Source organism: Caldicoprobacter sp., assembly GCF_047459465.1.
Taxonomy (GTDB): domain Bacteria; phylum Bacillota; class Clostridia; order Caldicoprobacterales; family Caldicoprobacteraceae; genus Caldicoprobacter.
In genome coordinates, this window is record NZ_VSCO01000178.1 from 1 (window position 1) to 3,182 (window position 3,182).

The 3,182-nt window shown below is 46.5% G+C and carries 4 protein-coding genes and 2 tRNA genes; all 6 read left to right on the forward strand.

The window, feature by feature from the left end; translation table 11 throughout:
* Nucleotides 1-5: 5 nt before the first annotated feature.
* The 6 genes from FWJ59_RS08895 (at nt 6) to FWJ59_RS08920 (ending at nt 3,006) form a co-directional block, all read left to right on the forward strand.
* Nucleotides 6-467, forward strand: a complete 462-nt coding sequence (locus tag FWJ59_RS08895) for a Mini-ribonuclease 3 (protein ID WP_414481587.1) — start codon at nt 6-8, stop codon at nt 465-467.
* Entirely contained in the window at nt 460-1,218 is a 759-nt protein-coding gene (gene thyX, locus FWJ59_RS08900; RefSeq protein WP_414481584.1) for an FAD-dependent thymidylate synthase, read from the forward strand. The genes FWJ59_RS08895 and thyX overlap by 8 nt, the downstream gene beginning before the upstream one ends.
* Before the next feature lies 1 nt (nt 1,219).
* On the forward strand, nt 1,220-1,975 hold the full coding sequence (rlmB, locus tag FWJ59_RS08905) for a 23S rRNA (guanosine(2251)-2'-O)-methyltransferase RlmB (protein ID WP_414481585.1): 756 nt from the start codon (nt 1,220-1,222) through the stop codon (nt 1,973-1,975).
* Nucleotides 1,976-2,103: 128 nt separating this feature from the next.
* On the forward strand, nt 2,104-2,760 hold the full coding sequence (gene sigH, locus FWJ59_RS08910; protein WP_414481586.1) for an RNA polymerase sporulation sigma factor SigH: 657 nt from the start codon (nt 2,104-2,106) through the stop codon (nt 2,758-2,760).
* Between the two features lie 78 nt (nt 2,761-2,838).
* Nucleotides 2,839-2,912 (forward strand) — tRNA-Gly (locus tag FWJ59_RS08915).
* Between the two features lie 18 nt (nt 2,913-2,930).
* Nucleotides 2,931-3,006 (forward strand) — tRNA-Thr (locus FWJ59_RS08920).
* Nucleotides 3,007-3,182 lie beyond the last annotated feature (176 nt).

The window sequence follows — 3,182 nt, forward strand, 5'->3', positions numbered from 1 at the left end:
TGGCGGTGGAGTTGAAATGGATGAAGGAACTGCTTGAGCATTTGGAGAGACGATTGCATAAGAAATTTGATGCTCTTGACGTGGGCATGATACATCCTCTTGTCTTGGCATATATAGGGGATACCATTTATGACCTTTTTGTGCGAACCTATTTGGTTATGGCCTATGATGCTCCGGTGAGTAAGCTGCATGTGAGGGCCATAAATTTTGTTCGTGCCAAGGGACAGGCCGATACCCTTCGCCATATCGAGCGGTTTTTGACCCAGGAGGAGCTGGATGTGGTAAGAAGGGGTAGAAATGCAAAACCGGGGACCATGCCCAGAAATGCCACTGTAGCTGATTACAGGTGGGCTACGGGATTTGAGTCGCTGCTGGGCTATTTATATTTGACAGGCCAAGACGAGCGGTTATTGGAAATACTGGACTATATACTGGATAGCGTTAAAGAGGGGGAAAAAGGTGAGTGAGGTTAAACTTCACGTGGAATTGTTGAGCTACACGCCCAATCCGGAAGAGGTTGTGGCTATGGCTGCTAAGCTGTGCTATTCGTCAGCCGATATAGATACTTTGAGGGAAGGGATTGCGAGCAAAGACCAGTCAAAGTTTATATCCAAGCTTGTTAAGATGGGGCATCTGTCACCCATCGAACATGCCAGCTTTACCTTTGGTGTGGAAGGAGTATCCAGGAGCTTGCTGGCGCAGATAACACGTCATCGAATTGCCAGCTTTAGCGTAAAATCCCAAAGGTACGTGTCCGAGAGGTCAGAAGATGGCAGGACTTTCAATTACATAATTCCTGAAAGCATAAAGGCTTTGGGACAGACGTATGTGGATAAATTCAAGCAACAGATGGCCATCATCCAGAGCTGGTACGATGAATGGGTACAGCTGCTGGGAGACAAGGGAGAAGCTTCCAACCAGGATGCCCGGTTTGTCTTGCCTAATGCGGCTGAGACCAAGTTTTTGGTCACCATGAACGCCCGTGAATTGTTACACTTTTTTAGTTTGCGCTGCTGCAACAGGGCTCAATGGGAGATAAGGAATCTGGCCAAGGAGATGCTCAAGCTGGTGCTGCAGGTAGCTCCTAACATCTTTATGAACGCCGGACCGGGGTGTATCAGGGGCGCATGTCCTGAAGGGGAGATGAGCTGCGGAAGGGCCGATGAGGTGAGGAGGGAATTTGAAAGGATTCACAGGGAATATGGAGGGTTAAAATAGAATGGGTGAGATGCAAGGGATGGAAGATTTCCAGTGGCAAGTGGAAGGCAGAAACCCGGTGATAGAGGCTTTGCGGGCGGGTAAGACCATCGAAAAGATTTTGGTGGCCAAAGGAAGTCGAGAGGGCGCTGTCAGGGATATATTGAGAATGGCCCGCGAGAGAGGAATTGTAGTTCAGGAGGTTGACAGAAAGCGCCTGGACAGCATGTCCCAGACGGGAGCACATCAGGGCATAATTGCATTGGTTGTGCCCTATACCTACGTTTCGGTGGAGGATATATTGGAGAGGGCTCGACGCACCAATGAGCCGCCCTTTGTGGTGGTGCTTGACTGCATAGAGGATCCTCACAATCTCGGGGCAATAATAAGGACGGCTGAGTGTTGCGGTGTTCACGGCATCATCATTCCCAAAAGGAAGGCGGTGGGGATAACTCCCACCGTTGTGAAAGCTTCTGCTGGAGCGGTGGCATACGTCCCGGTGGCAAAGGTTACTAATGTGGCCTCCACCCTTGAACTTTTGAAGGAACAAGGACTATGGGTGGTGGGAGCAGAGGCACAAGCTACACCCTATAATGTACAGGACATGAAAGGGCCCATAGCTCTGGTCATTGGGAGCGAAGGGAAAGGGCTTAGAAGGCTGGTAAAGGAGAAATGCGATTATCTGGTAGGTATTCCCATGAAGGGAAAGATAAATTCTTTAAACGCTTCGGTTGCAGCCGCCATATTGATGTATGAAGTGTTGAGACAAAGGAGTTGAAGTATTAGAGCGTCTTAAAATGGGGTAAAGTCAGCTAATGGCTTGACTTTGGTATGTCGGATAATATATAATGTAAAATTGATGGCAGTACAAGTTTACCTATAGGGTGTGGTTTGGGGGAGATTGGGGTGAAAGCCGAGGCTGTAGCAAACGAATACAGCCGTTTCCAGCTTATGCTGGATGAAGAAATAGTAGAGGACGCAAAAAAAGGCGATGCAGAGGCATTGGAATACTTGATATATAAATATAAGAATTTTGTAAAGGCAAAGGCTAGGTCCTACTTTCTAATAGGCGCTGACCATGAAGACATTGTGCAAGAAGGGATGATCGGGCTTTATAAAGCTATTAGGGATTACAGGCAGGACAAGCTCTCCTCTTTTCGTGCTTTTGCTGAGCTGTGCATAACCAGACAGATCATTACTGCCATCAAAACCGCTACCAGGCAGAAACACATTCCGTTGAATTCGTATATATCCCTCAATAAACCCGTTTATGATGAAGAGTCTGATCGCACATTGATGGATGTCATTTCGGAAGCAAAGGTTTCCGATCCTGAAGAGCTGATAATAAGCCGTGAAGAGTTCATGAACATAGAGAGTAAGATCAATGAGCTTTTAAGCGATTTGGAGCAGGAGGTTCTCATATCCTATTTGCAGGGTAAATCATACCAGGAAATAGCCGTTGATTTGGACAGGCATGTTAAATCCATAGATAATGCCTTACAGCGAGTGAAGAGAAAATTAGAACGATATCTCGAAGAACGTCACCACGAGGAAGGAAGATAAAAAATTCTAAAAAGATATGTTGACAAATGAATTACGCCAAGTTAAAATATATCTTGCTGCAGGTTATGCTTTAAAAATGCGGGTGTAGTTCAATGGTAGAACTCCAGCTTCCCAAGCTGGCGGCGTGGGTTCGATTCCCATCACCCGCTCCAATTAAATTTTTATTTTGTGCCCATGTAGCTCAGTCGGTAGAGCACCGCCATGGTAAGGCGAAGGTCACCGGTTCAAGTCCGGTCATGGGCTCCATTTATTAATTATCGCAAAAATGTTGCAAAGACGGAGAAAGGGACATCTTTATTTTTGCTTTTGGCAAGTTCTAAGCTGAAAAGATGAAAATTGGAAACTGAATGCAAATGTAGCTAAACAGAGGAGGAGGAAGGGAAAAGATGGCGAAGGCGAAGTTTGAGAGGACGAAACCGCAT